At 56.7% G+C, this 24,695-nt stretch carries 27 protein-coding genes; 16 read left to right on the forward strand and 11 right to left on the reverse strand.

Annotated elements, in window-relative coordinates; all coding sequences use genetic code 11:
- Positions 1–122: 122 nt before the first annotated feature.
- Complete coding sequence (locus tag IEW65_RS02630) at positions 123–2,222, forward strand: TonB-dependent siderophore receptor (protein WP_188637957.1); 2,100 nt, start codon at positions 123–125, stop codon at positions 2,220–2,222.
- Positions 2,223–2,298: 76 nt separating this feature from the next.
- Here the strand turns inward: IEW65_RS02630 and IEW65_RS02635 are convergent, their stop codons facing one another.
- The 4 genes from IEW65_RS02635 to IEW65_RS02650 all read right to left on the reverse strand — a co-directional run bounded on the left by IEW65_RS02635 (position 2,299) and on the right by IEW65_RS02650 (position 4,684).
- A complete protein-coding gene (locus IEW65_RS02635) occupies positions 2,299–2,529 on the reverse strand; it encodes a DUF2798 domain-containing protein (protein ID WP_188637958.1) in 231 nt (76 codons plus the stop codon).
- 23 nt (positions 2,530–2,552) lie between these two features.
- Positions 2,553–3,413, reverse strand: coding sequence for a glutathione-dependent disulfide-bond oxidoreductase (yghU, locus tag IEW65_RS02640; RefSeq protein WP_188637959.1), 861 nt, complete (start codon positions 3,411–3,413; stop codon positions 2,553–2,555).
- 255 nt (positions 3,414–3,668) lie between these two features.
- A complete protein-coding gene (locus IEW65_RS02645; protein WP_188637960.1) occupies positions 3,669–4,094 on the reverse strand; it encodes an organic hydroperoxide resistance protein in 426 nt (141 codons plus the stop codon).
- A gap of 140 nt (positions 4,095–4,234) precedes the next feature.
- Positions 4,235–4,684 (reverse strand): MarR family winged helix-turn-helix transcriptional regulator, encoded by a 450-nt coding sequence (locus IEW65_RS02650; RefSeq protein WP_188637961.1) that lies wholly within the window; start codon positions 4,682–4,684, stop codon positions 4,235–4,237.
- 261 nt (positions 4,685–4,945) lie between these two features.
- Here IEW65_RS02650 and IEW65_RS02655 point away from each other — a divergent pair, with 261 nt between their 5' ends.
- The 6 genes from IEW65_RS02655 to IEW65_RS02680 all read left to right on the forward strand — a co-directional run bounded on the left by IEW65_RS02655 (position 4,946) and on the right by IEW65_RS02680 (position 10,569).
- Positions 4,946–6,019, forward strand: coding sequence for a TRAP transporter substrate-binding protein (locus tag IEW65_RS02655; protein ID WP_188637962.1), 1,074 nt, complete (start codon positions 4,946–4,948; stop codon positions 6,017–6,019).
- Between the two features lie 72 nt (positions 6,020–6,091).
- Positions 6,092–6,718 carry a TRAP transporter small permease gene (locus tag IEW65_RS02660; protein ID WP_188637963.1) on the forward strand — a complete coding sequence of 209 codons (627 nt, stop codon included), beginning with the start codon at positions 6,092–6,094 and terminating at the stop codon, positions 6,716–6,718.
- Positions 6,719–6,723: 5 nt separating this feature from the next.
- Positions 6,724–8,004, forward strand: a complete 1,281-nt coding sequence (locus tag IEW65_RS02665; protein WP_188637964.1) for a TRAP transporter large permease — start codon at positions 6,724–6,726, stop codon at positions 8,002–8,004.
- Between the two features lie 57 nt (positions 8,005–8,061).
- Positions 8,062–8,562 carry a gluconokinase gene (locus IEW65_RS02670; RefSeq protein ID WP_188638274.1) on the forward strand — a complete coding sequence of 167 codons (501 nt, stop codon included), beginning with the start codon at positions 8,062–8,064 and terminating at the stop codon, positions 8,560–8,562.
- 79 nt (positions 8,563–8,641) lie between these two features.
- Positions 8,642–9,637, forward strand: coding sequence for a gluconate operon transcriptional repressor GntR (gene gntR / locus IEW65_RS02675; protein ID WP_188638275.1), 996 nt, complete (start codon positions 8,642–8,644; stop codon positions 9,635–9,637).
- A gap of 89 nt (positions 9,638–9,726) precedes the next feature.
- Positions 9,727–10,569, forward strand: coding sequence for an MOSC domain-containing protein (locus IEW65_RS02680; protein ID WP_188637965.1), 843 nt, complete (start codon positions 9,727–9,729; stop codon positions 10,567–10,569).
- Here IEW65_RS02680 and IEW65_RS02685 read toward each other — a convergent pair.
- On the reverse strand, positions 10,523–11,428 hold the full coding sequence (locus IEW65_RS02685) for a DMT family transporter (protein ID WP_188637966.1): 906 nt from the start codon (positions 11,426–11,428) through the stop codon (positions 10,523–10,525). The genes IEW65_RS02680 and IEW65_RS02685 overlap by 47 nt on opposite strands.
- Before the next feature lie 203 nt (positions 11,429–11,631).
- Here IEW65_RS02685 and IEW65_RS02690 point away from each other — a divergent pair, with 203 nt between their 5' ends.
- The 3 genes from IEW65_RS02690 (at position 11,632) to IEW65_RS02700 (ending at position 13,825) form a co-directional block, all read left to right on the forward strand.
- Positions 11,632–12,420, forward strand: a complete 789-nt coding sequence (locus tag IEW65_RS02690) for a MotA/TolQ/ExbB proton channel family protein (RefSeq protein WP_188637967.1) — start codon at positions 11,632–11,634, stop codon at positions 12,418–12,420.
- A 3-nt stretch (positions 12,421–12,423) separates the two neighbouring features.
- A complete protein-coding gene (locus tag IEW65_RS02695) occupies positions 12,424–13,293 on the forward strand; it encodes a flagellar motor protein MotB (RefSeq protein ID WP_188637968.1) in 870 nt (289 codons plus the stop codon).
- Between the two features lie 109 nt (positions 13,294–13,402).
- The gene (locus tag IEW65_RS02700) at positions 13,403–13,825 is read left to right on the forward strand and encodes an OsmC family protein (RefSeq protein WP_188637969.1); all 423 of its coding nucleotides are present in this window, start codon (positions 13,403–13,405) and stop codon (positions 13,823–13,825) included.
- A gap of 148 nt (positions 13,826–13,973) precedes the next feature.
- Here IEW65_RS02700 and IEW65_RS02705 read toward each other — a convergent pair whose 3' ends face one another.
- Entirely contained in the window at positions 13,974–14,453 is a 480-nt protein-coding gene (locus IEW65_RS02705; protein WP_188637970.1) for a PRC-barrel domain-containing protein, read from the reverse strand.
- A 341-nt stretch (positions 14,454–14,794) separates the two neighbouring features.
- Here IEW65_RS02705 and IEW65_RS02710 point away from each other — a divergent pair, with 341 nt between their 5' ends.
- A complete protein-coding gene (locus IEW65_RS02710) occupies positions 14,795–15,760 on the forward strand; it encodes a L,D-transpeptidase family protein (protein ID WP_188637971.1) in 966 nt (321 codons plus the stop codon).
- A gap of 22 nt (positions 15,761–15,782) precedes the next feature.
- Here the strand turns inward: IEW65_RS02710 and IEW65_RS02715 are convergent, their stop codons facing one another.
- Genes IEW65_RS02715 through IEW65_RS02730 form a run of 4 tightly spaced genes read right to left on the reverse strand, consistent with a single transcriptional unit; the run spans position 15,783 to position 19,305 of the window.
- Positions 15,783–16,436: a response regulator transcription factor gene (locus tag IEW65_RS02715; protein ID WP_188637972.1), complete on the reverse strand. Its 654-nt coding sequence runs from the start codon at positions 16,434–16,436 to the stop codon at positions 15,783–15,785.
- Positions 16,436–17,962, reverse strand: a complete 1,527-nt coding sequence (locus tag IEW65_RS02720) for a PAS domain-containing sensor histidine kinase (protein ID WP_188637973.1) — start codon at positions 17,960–17,962, stop codon at positions 16,436–16,438. The genes IEW65_RS02715 and IEW65_RS02720 overlap by 1 nt, the downstream gene beginning before the upstream one ends.
- A gap of 3 nt (positions 17,963–17,965) precedes the next feature.
- Entirely contained in the window at positions 17,966–18,634 is a 669-nt protein-coding gene (locus IEW65_RS02725) for a 2OG-Fe(II) oxygenase (RefSeq protein WP_188637974.1), read from the reverse strand.
- The gene (locus IEW65_RS02730; protein ID WP_188638276.1) at positions 18,631–19,305 is read right to left on the reverse strand and encodes a CoA pyrophosphatase; all 675 of its coding nucleotides are present in this window, start codon (positions 19,303–19,305) and stop codon (positions 18,631–18,633) included. Before IEW65_RS02730 ends, IEW65_RS02725 begins: the two co-directional genes overlap by 4 nt.
- Positions 19,306–19,399: 94 nt before the next feature.
- Here IEW65_RS02730 and IEW65_RS02735 point away from each other — a divergent pair, with 94 nt between their 5' ends.
- Positions 19,400–19,957, forward strand: a complete 558-nt coding sequence (locus tag IEW65_RS02735; RefSeq protein ID WP_188637975.1) for an NUDIX hydrolase — start codon at positions 19,400–19,402, stop codon at positions 19,955–19,957.
- Positions 19,958–19,965: 8 nt separating this feature from the next.
- Here IEW65_RS02735 and IEW65_RS02740 read toward each other — a convergent pair whose 3' ends face one another.
- A complete protein-coding gene (locus IEW65_RS02740) occupies positions 19,966–20,277 on the reverse strand; it encodes a YqfO family protein (RefSeq protein WP_188637976.1) in 312 nt (103 codons plus the stop codon).
- Between the two features lie 125 nt (positions 20,278–20,402).
- Between IEW65_RS02740 and IEW65_RS02745 the strand changes: the two genes are divergently transcribed.
- The 4 genes from IEW65_RS02745 (at position 20,403) to IEW65_RS02760 (ending at position 24,695) form a co-directional block, all read left to right on the forward strand.
- Positions 20,403–21,356: a sugar-binding transcriptional regulator gene (locus IEW65_RS02745; protein ID WP_188637977.1), complete on the forward strand. Its 954-nt coding sequence runs from the start codon at positions 20,403–20,405 to the stop codon at positions 21,354–21,356.
- A gap of 164 nt (positions 21,357–21,520) precedes the next feature.
- Complete coding sequence (locus IEW65_RS02750) at positions 21,521–22,843, forward strand: ABC transporter substrate-binding protein (protein WP_188637978.1); 1,323 nt, start codon at positions 21,521–21,523, stop codon at positions 22,841–22,843.
- A gap of 77 nt (positions 22,844–22,920) precedes the next feature.
- A complete protein-coding gene (locus tag IEW65_RS02755) occupies positions 22,921–23,811 on the forward strand; it encodes a carbohydrate ABC transporter permease (protein ID WP_188637979.1) in 891 nt (296 codons plus the stop codon).
- 32 nt (positions 23,812–23,843) lie between these two features.
- On the forward strand, positions 23,844–24,695 hold the full coding sequence (locus tag IEW65_RS02760) for a carbohydrate ABC transporter permease (protein ID WP_188637980.1): 852 nt from the start codon (positions 23,844–23,846) through the stop codon (positions 24,693–24,695).

The raw sequence follows: 24,695 nt of genomic DNA on the forward strand, positions 1-24,695 counted from the left end.
CATCTTCCTGTCCGGCTCAACTCACCTTTCGCCTCCGTTGACATCCTTTGTATAGCCTCCTATATTTGCGCGAATAAAAATTACTATCATTAACATTAATATTCGCTCTGGGATCTTATACGATGAACAATGTAGTGTCGTTTCGACTGCGCACGCTGAGCGTCGCGGTTGCCTTAGCCTCGGTTGCTGCTGTGCCGGTAGTCTATGCACAAGAGAGCAGCGTCAATCTGGATACAGTTGAAGTCACCGCTGAATCGGCCGGTCTTTATGGGTACAGCGATGCTGAGCGGGAGCCGTCTGTAGGCAAGCTGGATGTGCCGCTGGCCGAGCAGCCTTACTCCATGTCAGTGATCGACCAAGAGTTTATTCAGGAGAGCGGTGCCAAAAACATTCAAGATGCGCTGCTGTATACCCCCGGCGTGTATGCGGGTAACTTCGGTTTTGATACTCGTGGCGACAGCGCTAAAGTGCGCGGACTTGATGCAGGCCGCTATTTGGATGGCCTGCGCCAAGTGTACGGCTCTTACAACACCGTGCGGACCAACGTGTACGCGCTGGAGAGCGTAGAGGTGCTGCGCGGACCATCTTCCATGCTGTACGGCCAAGCGGATTTGGGCGGTATTATCAACGGCGTCTCTAAACTGCCCCAGGAAGAGCGCAGCGGCGAGGTTTGGGCGCAGTACGGCTCCTACGACCGCAGGCAGCTGGCGTTGGATGTGACCGGGGCCGCTGACGAAGAGGGCGAATTTCTTTATCGCCTCGTCGCATTAACCCGCGATAGCGATACCCAAGTCGATCATGTTGAAGATGACGGCTACCTGTTTGCGCCGTCGTTTACGTGGCGCCCCAACGACGCTACCAGCATTACCCTGCTGCTCAATCGTCAGGAAAACAAAGGCCAGGTGTCGGCACAGTTTCTTCCCCAGGCGGGCACGTTAGAGTCGGGTTCTCTGGGTTTTATTGGCTCTGAGCGCTTTGTTGGCGAGCCGGGCTGGGACCGCTACGACCGGGAAAAAACCGAAACCACGCTGTTTGTTGATCATCAGCTCAACGACAGCTGGGCGTTTGCAGCCACCGCACGCTATACCGATTCCAGCACGGAAACCCGCGAGCACTGGGTGAATATCCCCAGCGCGCCCGATGCTAACGGTAATGTGAACCGCACGATTTTTATGGCCGACGCCCAAACACGCATTCTTAATATGGATGCGCGCTTGGAAGGCGAGTTTGCGCTCGGCAGTACCCAGCACACTCTAGTGGCGGGTATTGACCGTCAGGATGCGCGCTGGTCAGAGGATAACTACAGTTCGGTAGTCAGCGGTGGCGGCTTGTTTAACGTCTACAACCCGCAGTACGGGAATCTTCAGCTGGGTTCACTGAACCCGACTGACCGCCCGGATAATGAGATTGAGCAAGTAGGCATCTACTTGGCGGACCATATTGAAGTAGGCCCCGTGGTGGTATCGGCAGGCCTGCGCCGTGACTGGGCAGAGAACCGCACGCTGGCGCTTTCTGGCCCCGATACGGTGAGTGATGAAGGTGAAACCACCGGCCGGCTGGGGCTGATGTATCGCTTCGATAATGGCTTCTCACCCTATGTCAGCTACTCCGAAGCGTTCGCCATGAACTTGGGCACCGACGGTACGGCCAACCCGAGCCCCTTGAAACCAACTACCGGCGATCAGGAGGAGATTGGCTTTAAGTACGTATCCCCGGATCAGTCGCTGGCCGTGAGTGCGGCGTACTTTGATATTACTCAGCAAAACCGCATTAGCGACGGCGTTACTCCGGGTGGCGTAGAGCAAGTGGGGGCGGTGGTAGATGGCTGGGAGCTACAGGTGAATAAGCGCTGGCAGCAGTTTGAAACCCAGGTCGCATACACTAACTTAAACGCCAAAAACGACGGTACCGGTATTCGCTTGCCGTATGTGGCCGAAGAGCAGGCTTCTTGGTGGAACCGCCTGTATGTGGGGAATAACTGGCGTGTTGGGGCGGGCGTTCGCTATGTGGGCGACAACGTTGGCTTTGGCGGTGCGCCGGTGGTGCCTTCCAGCACGCTGTATGATGCGATGGTGGGCTATACCCTGGGCGAGTGGGACTTCTCCGTAGACCTGAAAAACGCCACCGATGAGGAGTACATCTCTTGGTGCCGCTATGACGGTGGTGACTGTGGCTACGGCGACCGTCGTAGCGTGACGGCCAACGTGCGCTATCAGTTTTAACGCATCATGACATAACAAACGGGGCCTGCGATGAGCAGGCCCCGTTTGTTTGATGAGGCGCAGTGAGTGAACGGCGTTAGTGCGGCTGCTTGATCAGTAGCTTCACCAACCGCCGCACGATGGGGGAGACCAAGTTGATCACCGGAAGCGCGACGGCAAAGGCAAACAGCCACGCCTTAAGCCAAATCACCACAATCCCCTCCACAAGCCCCACGTTATACAGCGTAATCACCAGCGACATAATGCATGACATAAACAGTGCCATCAGGCATGAAAATATCAGCTGGGCGTATTTCGGATCGAACATCGTACGTTTTCCTAATACGCGAATTAACGCTTATCTTCGGTTTTTTCAGTGAAGTCGCTGGCGTCGTGGCGCTCGTGAAGCTGCTCGCTGGGCTCACCCCAGGTGCGGTTCACCATGCGGCCCCGCTGAACTGCTGGGCGGGCATCAATCTCTTCGGTCCAGCGCAGCACGTTGGTGTAGGTGTGTGCTTCAAGGAACTCTGCCGCCTCATACACGCGATTTTTGACCAGTGCGCCGTACCAGGGGTGAATCGCCATATCGGCAATGGTGTACTCATCGCCTGCCATAAAGCGGTTGTCGGCTAAATGACGATCCAGCACGTCTAGCTGGCGTTTTACTTCCATGGTGTAGCGGTCAATCGGGTACTGGTACTTCTCTGGCGCGTAGGCGTAGAAGTGACCAAAGCCGCCGCCCAGCATGGGAGCGCTGCCCATTTGCCAGAACAGCCAAGAGAGGCACTCGGTGCGTTTGGCCGGGTCTGTAGGCAGAAATTCACCGAACTTCTCGGCGAGATAGAGCAAAATAGCCCCTGACTCAAACACCCGTTGGGGCGGGTTCATACTGTGATCCATCAGCACCGGGATCTTGGAGTTAGGGTTAGCCTCAACGAAGCCGCTGCCAAACTGGTCGCCTTCGCCGATTTGAATCAGGTGCGCATCGTACTCGGCTGCCTCAATACCTTTTTCCAGCAGCTCTTCCAGCATTACCGTGACTTTCACACCGTTGGGCGTGGCGAGGGAGTAGAGCTGTAGCGGATGTTTGCCCACCGGCAGGGCTTTATCATGGGTCGCGCCCGCCACAGGACGGTTGATATTGGCAAACTTACCGCCGTTGCCCGGCTCCCATTTCCATACGCTCGGTGGTGTATAGGTCGTATCGGTCATCATAGCCTCGCTGTTCAACAGGTAAGAAAAACGCAGTGCAATCGCCTAGCCTAGCTTGCTGAGTTATCCCTACTTTATGGGGCCGTAACAGGTAGGTACAAGGGGGTGTTTGTTAGCCCGTTAAATAAAAATGCGCAGAGAAAAATGAAAAGAGGCAGAGTCGCCATGTTGGCACTAAAGGGAGAATGGGAGGCGAGGGGGAAAACAATGAACTACCGCCTTGCAGGCTGGCAAGGCGGCGGCGACAGAGGTGGTTTATACCAGTGTCAGAGTGACATCAATGTTGCCACGGGTTGCGTTGGAGTAAGGGCAAACGATATGGGCTTTATCCACTAGCGCCTGAGCCACGTCTTTCTCCAGGCCCGGCAGGCTGATTTTTAGCTCAACTTCGATACCAAAACCGGTAGGGATCGCACCAATGCCTACGCTGCCATCGATTTGAGTATCAGCAGGCAGTTTGACTTTCTCTTGGCTGGCTACATGCTTCAGCGCACCTAGAAAGCAAGCGGAGTAGCCCGCTGCAAACAGCTGTTCTGGGTTGGTGCCTTCGCCGCCAGCACCGCCAAGTTCTTTTGGGGTGCTCAGTTTGACGTCGAGCGCGCCATCAGAAGATTTCGCATGGCCTTCACGGCCACCCGTGGCATGAGCATGGGCGCGGTAAGCAATCGTTTCAATCGACATTTATGACGTCTCCTGTCTATGGGTAGATCGAGCTATGGGTAGATCTAAGTAATAAAGCATTCGACTTCAATTTAGTGCAGCTTTATTTTGTACGCAAGTTAAATGATGGAAATGATGCTGCACTACTGAGGAGCGTGGCACTACTTGGCTTTTTGCAGGCTCTCGCGTAGTTGCACCAAATCCTCTTTGAGCTGAGTTAAGGCTTCTACCGACTTCTCACTGGCATTGACCACGCAGCTTGGAATGTGTCGCGCCTGCTCTCGCAGCGAGCGGCCTTTATCGGTCAGAAACAGCTCCACCACACGCTCGTCTTGAATGCTACGCTGACGGCGCAGCAACTGATCTGCTTCTAACCGTTTGAGAAGAGGGGTCAGCGAGCCGGGGTCAGTCAGTAACCGCTTACTCAGCGATCCGACAGTAATGCCATCCTCTTGCCAAAGTACCAGCATAGCTAAGTACTGCGGGTAAGTAAGCCCTAACTCTTTCAAAAGCGGTTTATAGATTTTTGTCATCATCAACGATGTTGAATAGAGGGCGAAGCAGAGCTGATGATCTAGCTCCAGTTCGCTGCAAGGGTCTAACGCAGGCATGTGGACTCCAAGACAAGGTACATAGCGGGTAATGTAGCGCGCCAGGGCGTAAGTGGCTATCCCTAGACGTTGGTCGTAGGTTTGCAGTTTTGTTTTGACACCCCGCTTGGCGGTCGCTAGCCTTCGCTTATTGAATGTTACCGGTAACACGGCGTCGCACTAAGCCGTTTTAGCACGGCAGCGTTCATAACCGCTCAGCACTCAGCACTCAGCACTCAGCAGTTCAGCACTCAACAACAATGAATGTTTGGAGATCACGTCATGACAGCGATTTGGCGCAGCACGCTTACTCTTGTAGGCGCAACCACTCTGACTTTTGGCATGGCGCATGCCCAAAGCCCTGAGCTTTCTGACCCGCCTGCCATCGAAGGGGATATCGTAGCTGACCACGGTAGCCACACCTTACGCATGGGCATCGGCCTTTCTGAAACCTCTCCGCAGTTTCTTTCCAGCCAGTACTTTGGCGAGATTCTAGAGCAGCGCACCGATGGCCGTATCACGGTCAACGTGTTCCCCAACAGCCAGTTGGGTGACGATGTTCAGATGATGGAAATGCTGCAGACCGGCACGCTAGACATGACGTATCCATCCAGCTCTGCAACCACAGGCTATGTTCAAGCGCTGTCGGCGTTTGATCTACCGTTCCTGCTGCCCAGCCGTGAAGCGGCCATTGCGGTGATGCAGAGCGACGTTGCCCAAGAGATGCTGGATGGCTTTGAAGGTACAGGGCTAAAAGCACTGACGTTCTCTGAAAATGGTTACCGCCAGCTCTCTAACAGTGCGCGCCCCGTTGAAACGCCAGAAGATGTTGCAGGCCTGGACGTGCGTGGCCTCAGCGTACGTACTATGCAGAACCCGGTTCACCTAGCCATCTGGGAAGCGTTGGGTGCTAACCCCACGCCGATGGCCTTTGGTGAGCTCTTCTCTGCCCTGGAGCAGGGCGTGGTCGATGGCCAGGAGAATCCCTGGAGCACCATCCTGACCTCTAACTTCAACGAAGTGCAGGATTACGGCACTGAAACACGCCACGTCTACACGCCGTTCATTATGATGCTCTCCGAGCGCACCTGGGACCGTATGGCCCCTGAGTACCAAGAGCTGGTGCTGGAAGCCGCGCGTCAATCCGCTGAGTACGAAATTCAGCTTTCCGCCGAGTACGATGACTGGTCGCGGGATCAGTTAGAAGCGCGCGGAATGCAGATCACTCGCTTGAGCGATGAGCAGCTGGCCGCGTTCCAAGAAGCCGTTCAGCCCGTTTATGAAGAGTGGGCGCCGCGCATCGGCGAAGACCTGATCGCTGAAATTCAGCAGATCGTAGAAGACAGCAGCAACTAATACGCACCGTTTAGCGCGCCATCGGGCAGGCCATTGTGCCTGCCCGACTTGTCAGTGCCCCCTGGAGTTCTTATGACACCCTCCTCAACACCTCCCAACGCTGAATCCTCTTTAACAGCACCCACGATAGAAGATCCGTCGGTCTACTTAGACGATCCCAATCGTAAGCTGCTGGAAATCGATACCGAAACGCGCCAAGGCCCGGCGCTGTTTCGCTGGTTAACGCTTGGCATGGAGTATTTGATTGGCGCGATTTTGGTGGCGCTGATTGTGGCGGTGTCCAGCAACGTGGTGGGCCGTTCGCTGTTTAACCACTCGCTACCTTGGGTCGATGAGCTGGCGCGTATGCTGTTTATCTGGCTGGTGTTTATTGGTGCCGCTGCGGCGTTTGCCCGCTATGAGCACATTGCCGTTGATGCGCTGGTGCGGCGTTTGCCGCTGCGCTTTGCGCACATGCTCTACTGCCTACAGCACCTGATTATTGCCGGGCTAATGCTGGTGATGGTGTTTGGCGGCTATCAAGTGCTGTCACGCTCCAGCGGGCGCTCTGCGATTATGGGCGTGCCTCTCAGCTTGGTCAGCCTTTCCCTCGTGCTCTGCGTCATCTTTATCGCCGCTGTTTCGCTGTGGCGGGTATGGATGAGCGTACGCATTATTGTTCAACCACACGGCCAGTCGGCCAAAGCACAAGGGGAGTAATCGTCATGCTGTGGATTTTTCTCGCCATTTTATTAGTGTCGATTGTGATTGGCCTGCCTATCGCGTTTGGTTTGGGGGTAGCGGCGCTGGTCATGGCGGTGCTTTCTGATATTCCGCTCTCAATCATGATTGAGCAGTCTATTCGTGGGGTGAATAGCTTTCCGCTGCTGGCCATTCCATTCTTTATTTTGGTCGGCGAAGTGATGAGTAACGGCGGCATTGCGCGTCGTTTGATGGAGCTTGCGGGGGCGCTGGTCGGCTTTATGCGCGGCGGCCTGGGTCAAGTGGCCATTACGGGCTCTATGTTTTTCGGCGGCATTAGCGGCTCTGCGGTTGCCGATACAGCGGCCACCGGCTCGATGATGATTCCCTCCATGAAGCAGCAGGGCTACACCGCGGCCAACGCCACGGCGATTAACACCGTCTCGTCGGTGATCGGGATTATTATTCCGCCCTCTATTCCGCTGATTCTGTACGGCATCGTGACAGAAACCTCTATCAGCCGCCTGTTTATCTCCGGCATCGTACCTGGGATGTTGATTGGTGCTGCACTCATGGTCACCACCTATATTTTGGCTAACAAGCAGGGCGGTGGGGTGCGCAAGTTCCGTTGGGACGTGCTGTGGAAAGCCTTCAAAGACGCTTGGCTAGCCTTAGTACTGCCGGTGATCGTGATTGGCGGCATTATTGGCGGCGTGTTTACTGCCACAGAAGCTGCCGTGGCGGCGCTGCTTTACTCGCTGGCGATTTCTTTACTGGTCTACCGCGAGTTCAAATTCAAGGAACTGGTTGGCATGCTGATCCGTACCGCCAGGCTGACCGGTATGGTGATGATGCTGCTGGCCTTTGCCACCGTCATTGCCTGGTTCTTAACCATCAATATGGTGCCGCAAACGCTGGTGCGTCAGGTACAGGCAATTACCCAAGAGCCGTTCCTGCTGCTGCTGATTGTGGCGGCACTGCTGCTGTTGGTCGGCTTTGTGATGGACTTGACGCCCGCCATGGTGATCATGGCACCGATGCTGGCACCGATTGTTACCTCGGTGGGCGTTGACGCTGCCTACTTTGGCGTGCTGATGGCCTTTATTCTAGGTATTGGCCTACTCACGCCGCCAGTGGGTACCTGCCTGTATGTGGGCTGTGGCGTGGGCAAAGTCTCCATGGAGTCGCTGGTCAAAGCCATGCTGCCATACTACGCCGCGCTGCTGGTCGTGCTGGTGCTGCTCATTGCCTTCCCAAGTATTGTGACTTGGTTACCTGACCTCACCGCTGTACGCGGTAACTGATAGGAGTCGCGAGTGACTACTTACTCAGCTCATAACGGCTCACATCGTATTCTCGTCATGGGAGTCTCAGGGTCGGGAAAATCGCATATTGGCCAGCAGCTAGCGGCCAGCTTGGGAGCCACCTTTATTGATGGCGACGACCACCACTCGCCAGCCAACGTGGCCAAGATGGCCAGCGGCCAGCCGCTGAATGATGATGACCGCCGCGACTGGCTGGCGACCCTGGCCGGGCTATTTGCCCAGTACAATGCGCAAGATGCGTCGGTGGTGATTGCCTGCTCCGGCCTGAAACGGCGCTACCGTGACCGCCTGAGAGAGGGGGATAGTGCTCTGCGTATCCTTTACCTGGAAGGCTCCCATGAACTGCTGCGCGAGCGCTTAGAAACTCGCGCCGGGCACTTTTTCAAAGGCGATAGCATGCTGGCCAGCCAACTGGCCGACTTGGAGCCACCGCAGGCGGATGAAGCCGTAACGCTTTCTATCAGCCTTACGCCCGCTGTAATCGTAGAGCGTTTTAGCGCCACGCTGGTACCCGAACAGCGCCGCTCATTAGGCTAAAGGAAGGGATAGGCGAGGGGCCCTACTATTCGCTATGGTAGGGCCCGAGCGCCATCCACTGTACAAGGCAGCGACGCCATTGAAGAAAAAACGCCCTACATTACAAGATATTGCGGATCGCGTTGGTGCCACCAAAATGACCGTGAGCCGCTGTTTGCGCGACCCGGAGACGGTGTCGGAAGGGCTTCGGGAGCGCATTTTTAGCACCGCCGAGCAGATTGGCTACATTCCTAACCGCGCCCCCGACTTGCTATCCCGTGCCACCAGCCACTCCATTGGCGTGTTGGTGCCCTCGCTGACCAACCAAGTATTTGCTGATGTCATCGTTGGTATCGAAGCCTATACCGAGCCAGCAGGCTACCACCTAATGCTTTCCCACTACGGCTACAGCCAGGAGCTGGAGGAGCGCAGCCTTGCCTCGCTGCTGTCGTATAACGTTGACGGCGTGATTTTGTCGGACCGTGACCATACCCCGCGCAGCCTGCGGATGTTGGAAACGGCGGGTATTCCCATTGTGGAAATTATGGATACTCACCGCCCACCGCTGCAGCAGGCGGTGGGCTACGATAACGTCCGTGCCGCTTACGATATGGTCAGCGAGATGATTCGCCGAGGGCGTCGCCACGTTATTTACTTAGCCGTGCGGCTAGATGAGCGTACCCGTCAACGCGAACAGGGTTACCGCCAAGCCATGGAAGAGCAGGGGCTAGCGCCAGTAACGCTGCAGAGCAGCCAGCGCTCCTCCTATACCGTTGGGGCCGCGCTGATGCAGGAAATTCAGCGCGACTACCCCGAGGCAGACGGTATTTTCTGCACCAACGATGACGTCGCCGTGGGCGCTTACTTTGAGTGCCTGCGCCAGGGAATTAACGTGCCTGAGCACATGGCGATTGCGGGGTTCCACGGCCACGATGTGGGCCAGGCCATGACGCCACGGTTGGCCAGTGTAGTGACACCTCGCCAAGCGATTGGTGAAGCAGCGGCCAAGGCGCTATTGGCGCGTATTCGCGGCGAAGCGCTGGCGCAGAAGGTGCTGGATTTAGGGTACCGTATTGAAGCGGGCAGCACGCTGTAGCGGCCAGTCTAAAAACTGTTTGGCTGCTTACCATAACCTCGTTAGGCTAGCGTTTTATCCTGTTACGCTTGAGCGCGCGCGAGGCCGCTGTGAAGATTACTCAATTAACGGTTTATCCGGTGAAATCCCTGCAAGGGATTGATGTGACCCAAAGTGAGATCCATGCCCACGGCTTGGCCTGGGACCGGCGCTGGATGCTGGTAGATGCCCAGCAGCGCTTTGTCACCCAGCGTCAGTTGCCCGCTTTGGCCACCGTGTCGGTCGCGTTAACGTCCGATTCGCTTGTGCTGTCTCACTCCGCCGTCGAGCCGCTCTCTATTTCACTGGAAGAGCCCCAGGGTAACCTGCGGCTTGTCTCGGTATGGGACGACCACTGCAAAGCGCTACCGGAGAGCGAAGCGGTATCTGAATGGCTGGAGGCCGCGTTGGGCGAGCAGGCCAAAGGCATCAGCCTGGTCCGCTTTGCCACCACCTTTACCCGTGCGGTGGAAGAGGACTTTCTGGCAGGTGGCGAAGCCCATACATACTTTGCTGATGGCTACCCCTTTTTGATCACCACCACCGGTTCGCTGGATGCTTTAAACAACGCCCTGGTCGCAGCAGGTAATCCCCCCGTACCCATGAATCGCTTTCGGCCCAATATCGTGGTGGCGTGCGATAACGCCTGGGAGGAGGATCGCTGGGCGATGCTGGTTGCAGATAGCTACCAGTTAACGCTGCGTAAACCCTGCCAGCGCTGCAAAATTACGACTGTGGATCAACAAACCGGCACGATTCCCACGCAGGCCGAGCCGCTAAAAACGCTCTTGGCGTTGAATACCCAGCCCCATTTGAAAGGCGCGCATTTTGGCCAAAACGCCACGTTAACGGCAGGAGATGGCAGCGTTATTCGTGTGGGGGATGAGGTGACGGCAACGCCCCGCGAGGTCTGAAGCGCAACAGCTTAGTGGCAATCGCGGTGCCCAGCAGGGTAATCACCATGCCTGCCACTACCTGCAGGCTTAGGGTTTCATCCAGCAGCAGATAGCCCCACAGCAGCGCACTGACCGGTACCAAGAAAGTCACCGTCGATGTGGCGGTGGCTCCGGCGCTCGCGAGCAATCCAAAGTAGAGCAGGAATGCCAATGTGGTGCTGAGCATGGCCAGTGCTAAGGCGTTGCCCCACGCGAGCGTGCTCACCGGCTCGCTTGGCCATAGCAGTACCCCAGGAATCAGTAACACCAACGCTGACATAGCGCTGCTGCCAGCGGCGAGCACCCGCGTGGGCAAGTGGCTCAGGCGCGTTTTCGAGTAGTTGCCCGCAATGCCGTAGCAGAACGTGGCACCTAACACCGCAATGATAAACCAGCCGTCGCCGCCTAAGCTGAAGTCCAGTCGATTCGCTGAGAGTATATAGACGCCCAGTAGGGCCAGTGCCAGACCCACGTACTGCTGGCGCTGTATGGGGGTGGCAAAAAAAGCGGCCCCCAAGAGTGCGGTGAAAATAGGCGTGGTGGCGTTAATCAGCGAAGTAAAACCCGCCTCTAGGCGTGTGGTTGCCAACGCTAGGAGCGAAAACGGCAGAACATGGTTAACGATCCCCAACAGCAATAGTGGCCCTTTGTGCTGCCAGATCAAACGCAAGTAGTGCAGGCTCAGTAGCAGTGGCACCAGCAGCAGGGCACCAATGCCCATCCGCACGAACACCAATGGCACCGCCCCAAACTCAGGCGCTGCCACGCGCATAAAAATAAACGAAAGCCCCCATAACGATGAAAGCAGTACAAGGCGCAGTGCGTCGGCCGATGACATGGTGTGTCCTTACGTGGAAAAACGCCGTGTTAAATGCTCGTCAGCTTATCTATAAAGCGTACGAAAGCGAAGTAGCCATAAGGAGATAAATAGGATTGTCAATATTTGTTATGTGACTAAATTGACGTTGACGCCTATGGTGGGAGTCTCTACTGTCTCAGCCAATCGTAGGATTGCAATTGATGACCCGTTGAGGAAAAGCCGTGGATCTCGCAACGCTGATTGGCTTGGTAGGAGCTGCCGTGCTGGTGGGTGCCTCTGTCATTATGGGCACATCGCCGGAAGTGTTTATGAACCCTACCGGCTTACTGTTGGTGGTAGGGGGTAGCTTATTTGTTGTTCTCGCCAAGTTCAGCATTACACAGTTCAAGTTTGCGTTTAAAGCAGCGGCGCGGGCGTTTAAGTTTCAACTGCCCAGTATTCAAGAGAGTATTGATGAGCTGGTGGAGCTTTCGAAAGTCGCTCGCCGAGAAGGCATGATTGCCTTAGAGAGTCGGGAAGTAAACTCTCCGTTTTTAAAGAAAGGCCTGCAAATGCTGGCAGACGGCTTTAGTGCCGACATGATCAAAGAGATGATGGAGAAGGAGCGTTTACTGACCCTGGAGCGTAATGAAGCCGGTGGCCAGGTGTTCTCAGCGCTTGGCGAAGTATCGCCTGCCATGGGGATGATCGGTACGCTCGTGGGGCTTGTTCAGATGCTCTCTAATATGGGTGATCCCTCGCTTATTGGCCCGGCCATGGCGGTGGCGTTGTTAACGACCATGTACGGAGCCATGATCGCTACCATGTTCGCGAACCCCATTGCCGAGAAGCTCTGGGTGCGCATGAATCAAGAAGCCAAGATGCAAGAGCTTTGGATCGATGCAGTGCTGGCGATCAAAGGTGATAAAAATCCTCGTGTACTGGAGCAGATGCTCACCATTTACCTGCCGCCGGAGCATCGCAGCGCGGAGAGTAGCGAAGAGCGCAATGCAGCAAGCGAGCGGACCTAACCCATGGCGCAAAAGCAGACCAATATTCCTGCCTGGATGGTGACCTACGCTGACCTAATGTCACTGTTGCTATGCTTTTTTGTACTGCTGCTCTCATTTGCAGAAATTGATGCACAGAAGTTTCGTCGCGTGGCGGACGAGCTTTCCAAAGCGTTTGGAGTGCAGCGTGATATTGAGGCCATGCAGGTGCCTATGGGAACCAGCGCCACGCTCCAGCACTTCTCTCCGGCAACGCCGGATCGTACCTTACTTGAAGAAGTTCGCCAGCGCACGATGCAGCAGCAGCCTCAGCTTGAGTCAATGCGCAGCATGCTGGAAACACAGCAGCGCCAGCGTAGTCTGCAGGTGGCCAGCCGTGTGGAAGCACTTTTAGAGTCTTCATTACCCGAGGGAGTGGCCGAGATCACGGTAGATGAGTATCGGGTAGTGGTGCGCATCGCTGAAAATGGCACCTTTGGTTCGGGAACCGCTACCGTAACGCCCGCATTTGCCAGTGTGTTACAAGAGCTGGCCACGCTGTTGGGCGACCTAACCGGCACCGTGTCGATTGACGGACACACCGACAACGTACCCATTCGTACCGCTCAGTTTCGCAGCAACTGGGATCTATCGGCGATGCGCGCTGCTTCAGTGGCCAACGTGCTGGTGGAGAGCGGGGAAATAGCGCCTGGGCGGCTGCTTATCCAAGGGTTTGCAGAGACGCGCCCGCTGGCCGCTAACGACACTCCGGATGGCCGTGCGGTCAACCGCCGGGTTGAGCTAACGATCGATGCCACTACCCCCTTTGACGAGCGTGGAGAGCGTTCCATGGATGCGCTTCAGGCTGACTCCCCAGCGATATCGCCTCCTTTGGCGGCAGTAACACCGCTGTAAGGCGAGAGCGATAGAATCGTCGTCTAGAATCAGCTACGCTGAATAAGCACGGAACGTAAACCTGCGTTCACCCTGTGAGAAGCACACTACCCTAGGAAAGGAGAACAGAATGGATAGTAAAGCAAGCGCACATTGGGAAGGCGGTCTGAAAGATGGCCAAGGCAAAGTGGCTACCGAAAGCGGTGCATTGAATGCAGGCTACTCCTTTAAGCAGCGTTTTGAAGGCGAGCCCGGCACCAACCCGGAAGAGCTGATCGGTGCCGCCCACGCCAGCTGCTTCTCTATGGCCCTTTCCATGATTTTGGGTGAGAAAGGCTACACGGCAGACGCTATCGATACCCAGGCACGTGTGACGCTATCGCAAAGCGACACGGGGTTTGATATTTCCAGTATTCACCTGGATGTGGAAGCGAGCGTGAGTGGTGCCGATGAGGCCGCTTTCAAAGAAGCTGCTGAAACTGCGAAGGCGAACTGCCCGGTGTCCAAAGTGCTTAATGCAGACATCACCATGTCGGCCAAGCTGAAAGGCTAATACCCGAAGCGCTGCCAGGCGCTGCCATAGAGCAGCGCTTGGCAGCGTTTTTTGAATGGCGCTGCCGTTAACACGAGAAGGGCCTTGCCGAGTGGCAAGGCCCTTTTTGCGAGCAGCGACGGGTGAATGCCAGTGCCGGACGCTACGATTAGCTCTGGGCGTCGCTGACGTCGTCAGCGTCTTCTTCGCTGTTATTCATCTCGGTGTTGCGTTCGGTGCGAAGGTCGCTGTCGCGATCGTACTCTTGGGCTTCCTGGAGTGCTTCTTCGGAAGCATTGACGGAAATGACATACTCTTCACCGTCTTCCCCTTTTGTTAGCTCAAGAGAGTCCCATTCAATGGCGACATCTTTTTCGCCCATGCCCAGAAAGCCACCAACGCCCACCACCACGGCTTGAATCTGGCCATCTTCATCAATGATCAAGTCATTGATGGTGCCAATATCTTCATCATTTTCAACGCTGCTGCGCACCTGATTGCCCGTCAGCGAGTCGGAATGGAAGGTGTTTTCCGGTGCGTGAGTTAGGTAGGAGGCTTCCATGCTAGTGCTATTTTCGGTGGCCTGTGTGATGCCTGAAGTGACCAGCAGTGCCGGTAGTATCAGCGTGCTAAGAAAAGTCGGTTTCATCGTTATTGCTCCTTGCGTGTTGATGAAGAGACATCGCCGCACACCTGTTAATCCCCATATAACCGAGTGGCGATAACGTAGCGGCAAGCAGATGCCGCGTGCAACGGTGCCCCTGGTCGTCCTCATTGGCCCTGCACTTCGCTGTGCAAGGACACTTCTCAAGGTAGGAGCTGAAGGGTGATTTGCAATGTAAGTGGCTAACTCTTAATCAATATCAATGCCGCTAAGAACCTGTGTTAAACGCTGCGACAGTCTGACGAATTGACCGATTGCCCGTGGCTGGGCATATTCATACCTACTAGGTCTATCGCGCAGCGTGGGCCGCATAAAAAGGAGAACCCATGACCCTGACTGCACATTTATTGCCGTTTCAGCAATTTAAGCACCGTTTGGCAAGCGGTGTGGTAGCGCTAAGCACCTGGCTAATAGCAACCGGAGCCCTGGCCAGCGAGACTGAGCTGCCAAAAGGGCACTTTTTGTTACCCGAAGCAGGCAATATGATTGGGCAGGTTTATACCGTTACCGCCAGCGATGAAGATACGCTGTTGGATATTGCCCGGGAACATAATGTGGGCTACGAAGAGATTCGTATGGCTAACCCGGATGTCAGCATATGGGTGCCGGGTGAGGGCACCGAGGTGACCATTCCCAGCCAGTTTATTTTGCCGGATGAACCCCGCACGGGTATTGTCATTAACGTCGCCGAACTGCGCCTCTACTACTATCCCGAGCCAGAGAATGGCGAAGCTCCACGGGTAGAAACCTATCCCATTGGTATCGGGCGAGATGCCTACAATACGCCGCTGGGTATTACCGAAACCACCATGCGTCTGGAAAATCCGGCCTGGTACCCCCCAGCATCAATCCGCCGGGAAGCTGCCGAGCGTGGTGATCCACCGCCCGCTGTTGTGCCCCCAGGCCCGGATAATCCGCTTGGCCAGTACGCGATTTTGCTGGATATTCCGGGCTACCTGATTCACGGCACGAACCAGCCTGACGGTATTGGTATGCGCGCCAGCCGTGGCTGTATCCGTATGCATCCTGAGGATATTGAGTCCGTTTTCTGGCGCGTACCGGTGGGCACGCAGGTAAACATTATTGATGCACCCATCAAGCTGGGTTGGGGGGCCGAAGGCAACGCCTATATTCAGGCGTTCACGGCGACCGATGAGCAAGCATTTGGTATGGAAACACTGCTGAATGTGGTGGGCCTGATTGAAGAGCATGAAGGTGAAGGCCGCGCGAACTACGAGCAGGTGAGCCGCGTACTGGAAGAAGCCAATGGCCAAGTGGTGCCGTTAAGCTAGTCAGCACTGGCGAGCTTCGCCTTTAAGAGGAAGTGGGCAGTAGCGCCGGTACCAATGAAAGCGCTACTGCCTGACGCACCAGTTCAGCCACATGAGTGGCTCCCATCGCTTTCATCGCGCGCAGTCGATACACCTCGACAGTTTTGGCGCTAATCCCCATATGCTCAGCAATTTCACGGCTGGTCATACCCTCTGCCACATGAATCACGATGCGCTGCTCTTTTGGGCGCAGTGCCTCAAAGCAAGCCTGTAACTGTGCTATTGCCTGCTGTTGCTGGTGGTGCTGCTCGGCACGGCTTAATGCCCGCTGCACGACTTCAATCAGTTGCTGATGGTTAAACGGTTTTTCGATGAAATCAAAGGCACCGTTTTTCAGCGCTGTCACCGCCATGGGTACGTCGCCGTGTCCCGTCATGATGATGATGGGTAGGCTGGCATGCTGATCGACTAACTGTTGCTGCACCTGCAGCCCGCTCATCCCCGGCATGCGAACATCCAACAGTAGCGCGCCAAATACTTCAGGAGTGGCGGCTAAAAAGGCGTCACCGCTTGTAAAGGCGCGGGTGCTAAGCCCCACTGATTCCAACAGCCATACCAGCGATTCACGCAGGGCTTGGTCGTCGTCGACCACCGCAATCATGCTAGGAGATGCTGACGTGTGAGTAGACAAGGGCATTAGGCATCGGTCTCCGTTCGTAGTGCCACATCAAAACAGGCACCTTGGGGGGTGTCGGTGCGAAGGGAGAGCGCACCTCCCATACTCTCCACCAGCGTGCGGCTAATGGCCAGCCCCATGCCGAGTCCTTCGTCGCGTGTCGTGAAAAAGGCATCAAAAATCGTTTGCTGATGCGCTTGGTCGACCCCTGGCCCTTCATCTTCAATGCTGAGCGTGATCTGGCGCTGGCCGCTTCGCCGCGCACTTATGCGTACTGTCTTTGCCTCACTTATCCGTCGGCTAGCGGCCAACGCGTTAAGCAGCAAGTTAACAATGACTTGTTCCAAGGCGATGGCATCGGCGTAGATACGCGGTAATCCACTGGGAAGCTGGGCCGTGAGGGTGATGGATGCCTGCTGATACTGCCACTCACAGAGCCGGCAAGCGGCCGCGACTACGTCTGACAGCACCAGCGGGCGCACTTGGTGGCTGCGTTTACGCACGAAACTACGCAGGTGGCGCAGCCGCTGGGCGAGGCGCTGCACCTGCTCATCAATGCGCTCCAGTGGTAGCTGCAGATCGCTTGCCGGGGGAGTGGGGTGCTGTTGGCACTTTAACAGCGCACCGCTGGTGTAGTTGGCAATCGCGCCTAAGGGCTGGTTTAGCTCATGGGCGATATTGGAAGCAAGCTCGCCTGCGGCAGCCAGCCGATTGGCGTGGGCAATTTGTTCTTGGTGACGTCGCGCCTGAGCCTCGGCCGCTTTGCGGGCGCTAATATCACGATTCACCAGGGCATAATGGCCCGGCTCGGCCCCTCGGCTGCGATGGGCTAATACCACGCTGAGCACCGGCACGCTGCCGCTCGCGGTGCGCATACCCAGCTCGCCGCTCCAAGAGCCGTAGCGTTCAACGGCAGGAAACACCACCTCATGCAGCAGTCGCAGCGACTCCTCCTGATAGAGTTCGCTCAGCGCGGTGGGCGCGGTGGTGGGCAGAGAAAAGCAGCGGCGGGCGGCTTCGTTAGCACTAAACACCTGCTGATGTGGCCCTAAAAACAGCACGTAGTCGGTGGTGGACTCGACCACTTGGGCTAAACGCTCTCGCGTGGCTTCTGCCTCAATGCGTCGCCCGACATCTCTGGAAACGCACAGGATATCTAACAGCTCGCCAGTGGTGGGATCACGCCGAGTACGGCTGGTGGTTTCAAACCAAACGTAGTGGCCTGCTTTAGCACGAAAACGGTAGGTTTGCTGGTAGAAGCCGTCGTGGTAGTACACCCGCGGCGATTTATTGAGCAGGTCGCTTAAATCCGCCGGATGAAACAGCTGGTAGGCGGAGACGCCGATCAGCTCGTTGGGCTCGTAGCCGAGCAGCTCCCGGGCAGCCTGGGAGGCATACAGAAACGTGCCGTCCCGTGCGTGGCGAGAAATGAGATCGGTGGTGCTCTCGGCGAGCCATTGGTAGTGGCGCTTTTCTTCTTCAAGCACGGCGTTGCGCGATTCCAAAGCGGCCACTTTCGCTGCTAGGGCGGCGTCTGCATCGCTCATAAATTAGCGCGCAGGGTCTAGCACCCCACCCATCGATGCGTTGCGGCGGAACCAGCCCGCAATGCTGGCGCGGGGCTGGCGGGTGGGCAGCACTTCGTGGGGGATGGTTTCCGATAAAAAGCAGGCAAAGGTGCCGGCTTCGGGCACCACGCGGGCGACTTCCAGGGTGGGATCGTCCGGGTGATAAATCACCATTTCGCCGCCGCCATCGCTCGGCCAGTCGGGGTTTAAGTAGCCTACGGTGGAAATCACTCGGTTGGCGCGCCCGCGAAAGCTGTCCAGGTGACGCTGGTAGAAGGCACCGGCGGGGTAATGGGCAAAGTGGGCCTCGTACTCAAACAGGCCAAGAAACAGCGCTTGGTTGAGCGACTGCTGCAGTTCCGCCATGGCGTTTAAATAGCGGCGTTGGGCTTCGCTCTCCCGGTCTAACCAATGGATAGCATCGCCTCGGATATCTTTACGCAGATGGTGCTGCTGGCCTCGGCCAATGCCCGCTTCATCCAGCGCATCGTGTTCGGCTAGGTGGTGAATCTCGCGGTGCAGCGCTTGACAGAGTGCCGAGTCGATCACCCCTTTGCCCACATACCAACCCTGTTCCACCAGCGCGTCGACCAGCTCCAAATGGGCTTTTGGATCAAGGGCGGGTGCATCCAGTTCAGATAAAGCGATCATTTAGTGGTTCTCGTAACGGGCGTTGGGGCGGCCGAGCGGCGTTGGCGGCTTCTGTTCGGCGTGTGGCGCTCAGGGTAATGACGGAGTGCTCCGGGAGGGCGCTGATAAAGATCAATGCCCATGCCAAACCCTTCGGCTAACAGCTCGACCAGCATCATTGCGGAAAGCCCCCAAATCACGTGGCCCTCTACCCGGTAGCTGGGCACATAGTGGGCAACGCCATCGACGGTAATCACATCGGTATGGGTGCGTTGGTCGTTTAAAAAGTGGCTGAGTGGGACTTCAAAAATAGCGTCTAACTCTGCGGGGTCAGCTACCAGCGGCAGGTCGGGCGGGATAATGCCGACCCAAGGCGTCACACGAATGCCGTGCAGCGAAATCACGTCGGACAGTCGCCCCAGAGGCTGCACCAACCCAGGGGCGAGCGCAATCTCCTCCTCCGCTTCCCGTAGCGCCGTGGCGTACAGGTCAGTATCCTCTGGCTCACGCTTGCCGCCCGGAAAAGCCACTTGACCGCGATGGGTGTTTAGGTGGCTGGCTCTGCGTGTAAAAAGCAGTGTGGGGGCAGGGCGCTCCACAATCGGCATCAGCACGGCGGCTTCTGGCAGCGCTACGTGGTCTAGCCGTTGAGGGGTATGCTGTTGCAGCTGTTGGCGCAGTTTCTCTAACATAGGGATTCCCGTTGCTTTGCTCTCTTTTACCCAGCCACGGTGATCATCGTCAAGCACGTTGATGCCTCGACCCACCAGCCGTAGAGAAAACGCGATGAACTTTTGTAGTCAGTGCGGTGAGAAAGTCCGATTTGCCGTTCCCGAAGGTGACGACCGCCCACGCTACCTATGCGACGGCTGTGGCACTATCCATTACCAAAACCCGCGGATCGTAGCAGGCACGCTGCCTGTCAGCGGTTCCAAAGTCCTACTCTGCAAGCGGGCGATATCCCCACGCAAAGGCTACTGGACGCTACCTGCGGGCTACATGGAGAACGCTGAAACCACGCAACAGGCCGCCACGCGAGAAACCTGGGAAGAGGCGTTTGCGGAGGTCACGCTGGGAGATTTGTACACGCTGATTGATCTACCGCATATCAACCAAGTGTATATGATTTTCCTGGCCGACTTGTTAGGGGGTTTCAGCGCAGGGCCAGAGAGCCTGGAGGTGGCACTGTTTGAGGAAGACGAGATCCCCTGGGACGCACTCGCTTTCCCCACCATCGAGCGCACGCTGCGCCACTACTTTGCCGACCGGGAAAGCGCTGTTTTTCCGCTCCATACCAGCAAAATTACGCCCGAAGATCGCGAGCGCTATGTGGGCAGCGCTTAGTGCGTTACTTAAAGGTTGGCAAGCTGCCAGACATCGTACGCCACTTCTTCATAGGGGTGAGCCAGCTTGAGGGCGGCAATGGCGGCCTGGATATGTTCGTCGGCGCAGACCAGTTCGACCTTGAACTCCTCGACAGTTTCCAGTGTGCCGACCTGCCCAATATGCGGTTCGGCACCCTTCATTGGGCGGAACTGTCCGGTGCCCCGGGTTTGAAAGCACACATGCTCGTAGTCGCCAATGCGACCAGCGCCAGCTTCAAAGACAGCGTTTTTGACGCTTTCAACATTCTCAATGGGAACAAAAAACGCGAGTTTATACATGCCAAGCTACCTCTGTGCATCGGGATACGTCGTCAGGTGCCCATGTTAACGGATAGGGCACTACTGGTCTTGGCGTAGGCTTTGTATGATGAGGTTTTTTTAAGCATAAGGCGGCGAGCCAATCCATGGATAAGTTTGAAGTAAAGCTCGATCAGGCGGCGCGAGCCGCCTGGATGTCCTACGTGGGTGGGATGACTCAGGACGAGATTGCCACCCAGCTTGGCGTATCAAGGCCCGGTGTGCAGCGCTTGCTGGCGTTGGCGCGCCAAGAGGGGCTGGTGAAAGTGCACATTGACCATCCCATCTCGACCTGCATGGCCTTAGGCAGCTTACTACGCGAGCATTTTCAGCTGACCTACTGCGATGTGGTGCCTGCCGACACCCACGCCCCCGAAAGCGCTGCGTACTATTTGGCGGTGGCGGGGGCTGAGCGCATTGCGCGGCTGGTGGAGCGCAGCGAGCCGCTGACGCTGTCTCTGGGTACCGGGCGCTCGGTGCGTGCGGCGGTGGAAGCGCTTAGCCGTGTGGAGCGGCCGCAGCATCGCTTTGTCTCGCTGGTGGGTAACGTAGCCCGTGACGGCTCCGCTAACCGCTATGACGCCGTGATGGTGCTGGCGGATAAAACCGGTGGCGAGCGCTTTTTACTTCCCGCGCCGGTGGTGGCGGAGTCGCTGGCGGAGAAAGAAGCCATGCTGTCGCAACGTTTGTTTAAAGCGATTGCCGATGTGGCGCGAGAGTCGGAAGCGGCGTTTATCGGCATTGGTCGCATTGACCGCCAAGCCACGCTTTTCCAAGACCACTTCATTAGCGAAAGCGAGCTGGATGAACTGCTGGGTCGTGAAGCCGTAGGGGAGCTGCTGGGGTGGCCGTTGAATCGGCGTGGCGAAGTGATTGATTGTTCGATTACGCGACGAGTCACGAGCCTGCCGCTTGAACGCTTTGGCAAACACCTGATGGTGGGCATTGCCGGTGGCCGAGATAAAGCCCCCGCTATTTTAGCCGCGCTGCGCGGTGGCTGGTTGAAAGGGTTGATCACCGATGAGATTGCCGCCAGGCATATTGTCGAGGCGATGAAATGACGCGTCACTTCGCGCTTGCAACATGCAAGCGATTGAATGAATTAGCATAAAGTCTAACTCGGCAAGCTTTGCTTTTTTTTGGTTCGCGTACGATCATTTGTTCGGTTGATGATCAATAAGATCAAGGCAACAACAATGCCAACATTTGCCAAGAGGAGTGCTGTATGCGTCTCGCACGTCATTTGCCCGTCACGACCCTAGCGGCTGCCATCGCATTGGCTGGCCACGCCCAGGCTCAAACCGAGATCACCGTCGCCACGGTGAACAATAACGACATGGTCATCATGCAGAGCCTGACCGATGCCTTTGAGCAAGCGCATCCAGATATCACGCTGGACTGGGTGGTGCTTGAGGAGAACGTGCTGCGTCAGCGTATGACCACGGATATTGCCACCGGCGGTGGGCAATTCGACGTGATGACCATCGGTACCTATGAAGTGCCTATTTGGGCCGAGCGCGGCTGGCTTGAGCCGCTGGATAGCCTCCCCGATGACTATAACGAAGACGATCTGCTGGCATCGGTACGCGATGGCTTGAGCCTGGACGGCACGCTGCACGCGCTGCCGTTCTATGCGGAAAGCTCCATGATGTATTACCGCACCGATCTGTTTGAGCAGGCAGGCATTGAGATGCCCGAGCAGCCCACCTGGACGCAGGTGCGCGACTGGGCTGAACAGCTTCACGGCAGCGAAGATGGCTTAGCGGGTATTTGCCTGCGCGGCAAGCCGGGCTGGGGCGAGAACATGGCGTTTGTGTCGACGCTGGTGAACACCTTCGGCGGACGCTGGTTCGATGAGCAGTGGAACCCAGAGCTCAACTCCGAGGCGTGGAATAACGCAATTTCGTTCTACGTGGATCTGCTCAGCAACTATGGCCCACCCGGCGCAAGCTCCAACGGCTTTAACGAGAACCTCGCGCTCTTCTCGCGCGGTAACTGTGCCATGTGGGTCGATGCTACCTCAGCGGCAGGCAAGCTCTACGATGAGAACGAATCCGACGTAGCAGGCACGCTTGGCTTTGCGCCAGCGCCCATCGCAGAAACCCCCAAAGGTTCCCACTGGCTGTGGTCTTGGGCGCTGGCCATCCCAGCCTCTTCTGAGCATAAAGAAGCCGCTCAGGCGTTCATTACCTGGGCCACATCGGAGGAGTATATCGAGCTTGTGGGTGAAACAAACGGTTGGACCAGCGTACCGCCTGGCACCCGCGAATCCACCTACGCTAATGAGCAGTACACAGAAGCCGCGCCATTTGCCGCCTTTGTGCTAGATGCCATTAAAGAGGCCGACCCCACCGACTCCAGCCTAGAACCAAACCCCTACGTGGGCGTGCAGTTTGTGGGTATTCCTGAGTTCCAGTCGATTGGCACCCAGGTAGGCCAAACCATTGCGGCGGCGCTTACCGGTGATACATCGGTGGAGCAGGCGTTGGATAACGCCCAGCGCGCTACCGAGCGCACGATGCAGCGAGCGGGCTACATCGAACGTTAATGCACTCCTGCGCCTGCCCGGCCACGGGCAGGCGCTTTAGTTGGTTCTAGCAGGTCAGTTTTCTTGCAGGTATTTCCATGAATAGAACACGTGCTTCTGGCCGTACGGTCGGCGGGCTGAGAACGCTTTCGCTTCAAGCGCCCGCCGTAACGCTGCTGCTGCTCTGGATGATTGTGCCCCTCGGCATGACCATCTGGTTCTCTTTCCAGCGCTACAACTTGCTCATGCCTGATATGACAGGCTTCGCCGGGCTAGAGAACTATGAGTACCTGCTGACCGACCCCGCGTTATGGTCGGCTATGGGCACCACGCTGCTGCTGGTGGGCTGGGTGCTGGTGATTACCGTGGTGGGCGGCACCCTGTTGGCGGTGCTGTTTCAACAGGATTTTGCCGGGCGGGGCATTGCCCGCGTATTGGCGATCTCCCCCTTCTTTGTCATGCCAACGGTGAGCGCGCTGGTATGGAAAAACATGATGATGCACCCCTCTAACGGGGTATTGGCGTGGTTAGCACAGTCGCTGGGGCTGCCCGCGTTGGACTGGTTCTCATCGCTACCGCTGACCTCCATCATCATTATCGTCTCATGGCAGTGGCTGCCGTTTGCGCTACTGATCCTGCTGACGGCGATGCAGTCGCTGGATGAAGACCAAGTGGAAGCCGCGCGGATGGATGGCGCGGGCCCCTTGGCGATTTTCTTCTTCATTACGCTGCCGCACCTGAAGCGTGCCATTAGCGTGGTGATCATGATTGAGATGATCTTCCTGCTGACGATTTTTGCCGAGATCTTTGTGACCACCTCTGGCGGGCCGGGGCTTGCCACCACCAACTTGGCCTATTTGATCTACATCCAAGCGCTGCTGGATTTTGATGTAGGCATGGCCTCGGCGGGTGGGGTGATCGCCATCATTCTTGCCAATATCGTCGCGATTTTCCTTGTCCGTATGGTCGCTAAGAACTTAGAAGACTAACCCCGGCACCAGGGCGTCTTGGGAGCATTTCAATGACAACGCATCGTAATAGCGCGCCAGCACACACTCGCTCGTTGCCCATCCGGCAGCTGGTGTTAACCCTGCTGGGCTGGTCCATTGCGCTGATTATCTTTTTCCCCATCCTCTGGATGGTGCTAACGGGGTTCAAAACCGAAACGGCAGCGATTGCCGACCCCAGCTTTATTTTTTCGCCCACGCTCGAAAGTTATCAAGCCGTTCAGGCCCGCTCGGGCTATGCACGCTTTGCGTTAAACAGCGTTGCCATCGCGTTTGGCTCCACGTTGTTAGCCCTGCTCATTGCCATTCCCTCGGCTTACGCCATGGCCTTTTTGCCCACTAAACGCACCAAAGGCACGCTGCTGTGGATGCTCTCCACCAAAATGCTGCCGCCGGTGGGTGTTCTGGTGCCTATTTATCTGATTTTCCGCGATGTTGGGCTGCTGGATACCCGCACCGGGCTGATCATCATTTACACCCTGATGAACCTGCCCATTGTGGTGTGGATGCTCTACACCTTCTTTAAAGATATGCCCAAAGACATTCTTGAGGCGGGACGTATGGATGGGGCTTCCACCCTGCAGGAAGTGTTCTTTCTGCTGCTGCCGCTGACCCTGCCAGGGATTGCGTCGACCGGGCTGCTCTCGGTGATTTTGAGCTGGAACGAAGCGTTTTGGAGTCTCAACCTCACCTCGTCGAAAGCCGCGCCGTTGACCGCCTACATTGCCTCGTTCTCAAGCCCCGAAGGGCTGTTCTGGGCCAAGCTATCGGCGGCTTCTACCATGGCCATCGCCCCCATCCTAATCCTCGGCTGGATGACCCAAAAACAAATGGTGCGCGGCCTGACCTTTGGCGCCGTCAAGTAA

Origin of the sequence: Vreelandella lutescens (genome assembly GCF_014640815.1) — a bacterium.
Taxonomy (GTDB): domain Bacteria; phylum Pseudomonadota; class Gammaproteobacteria; order Pseudomonadales; family Halomonadaceae; genus Vreelandella; species Vreelandella lutescens.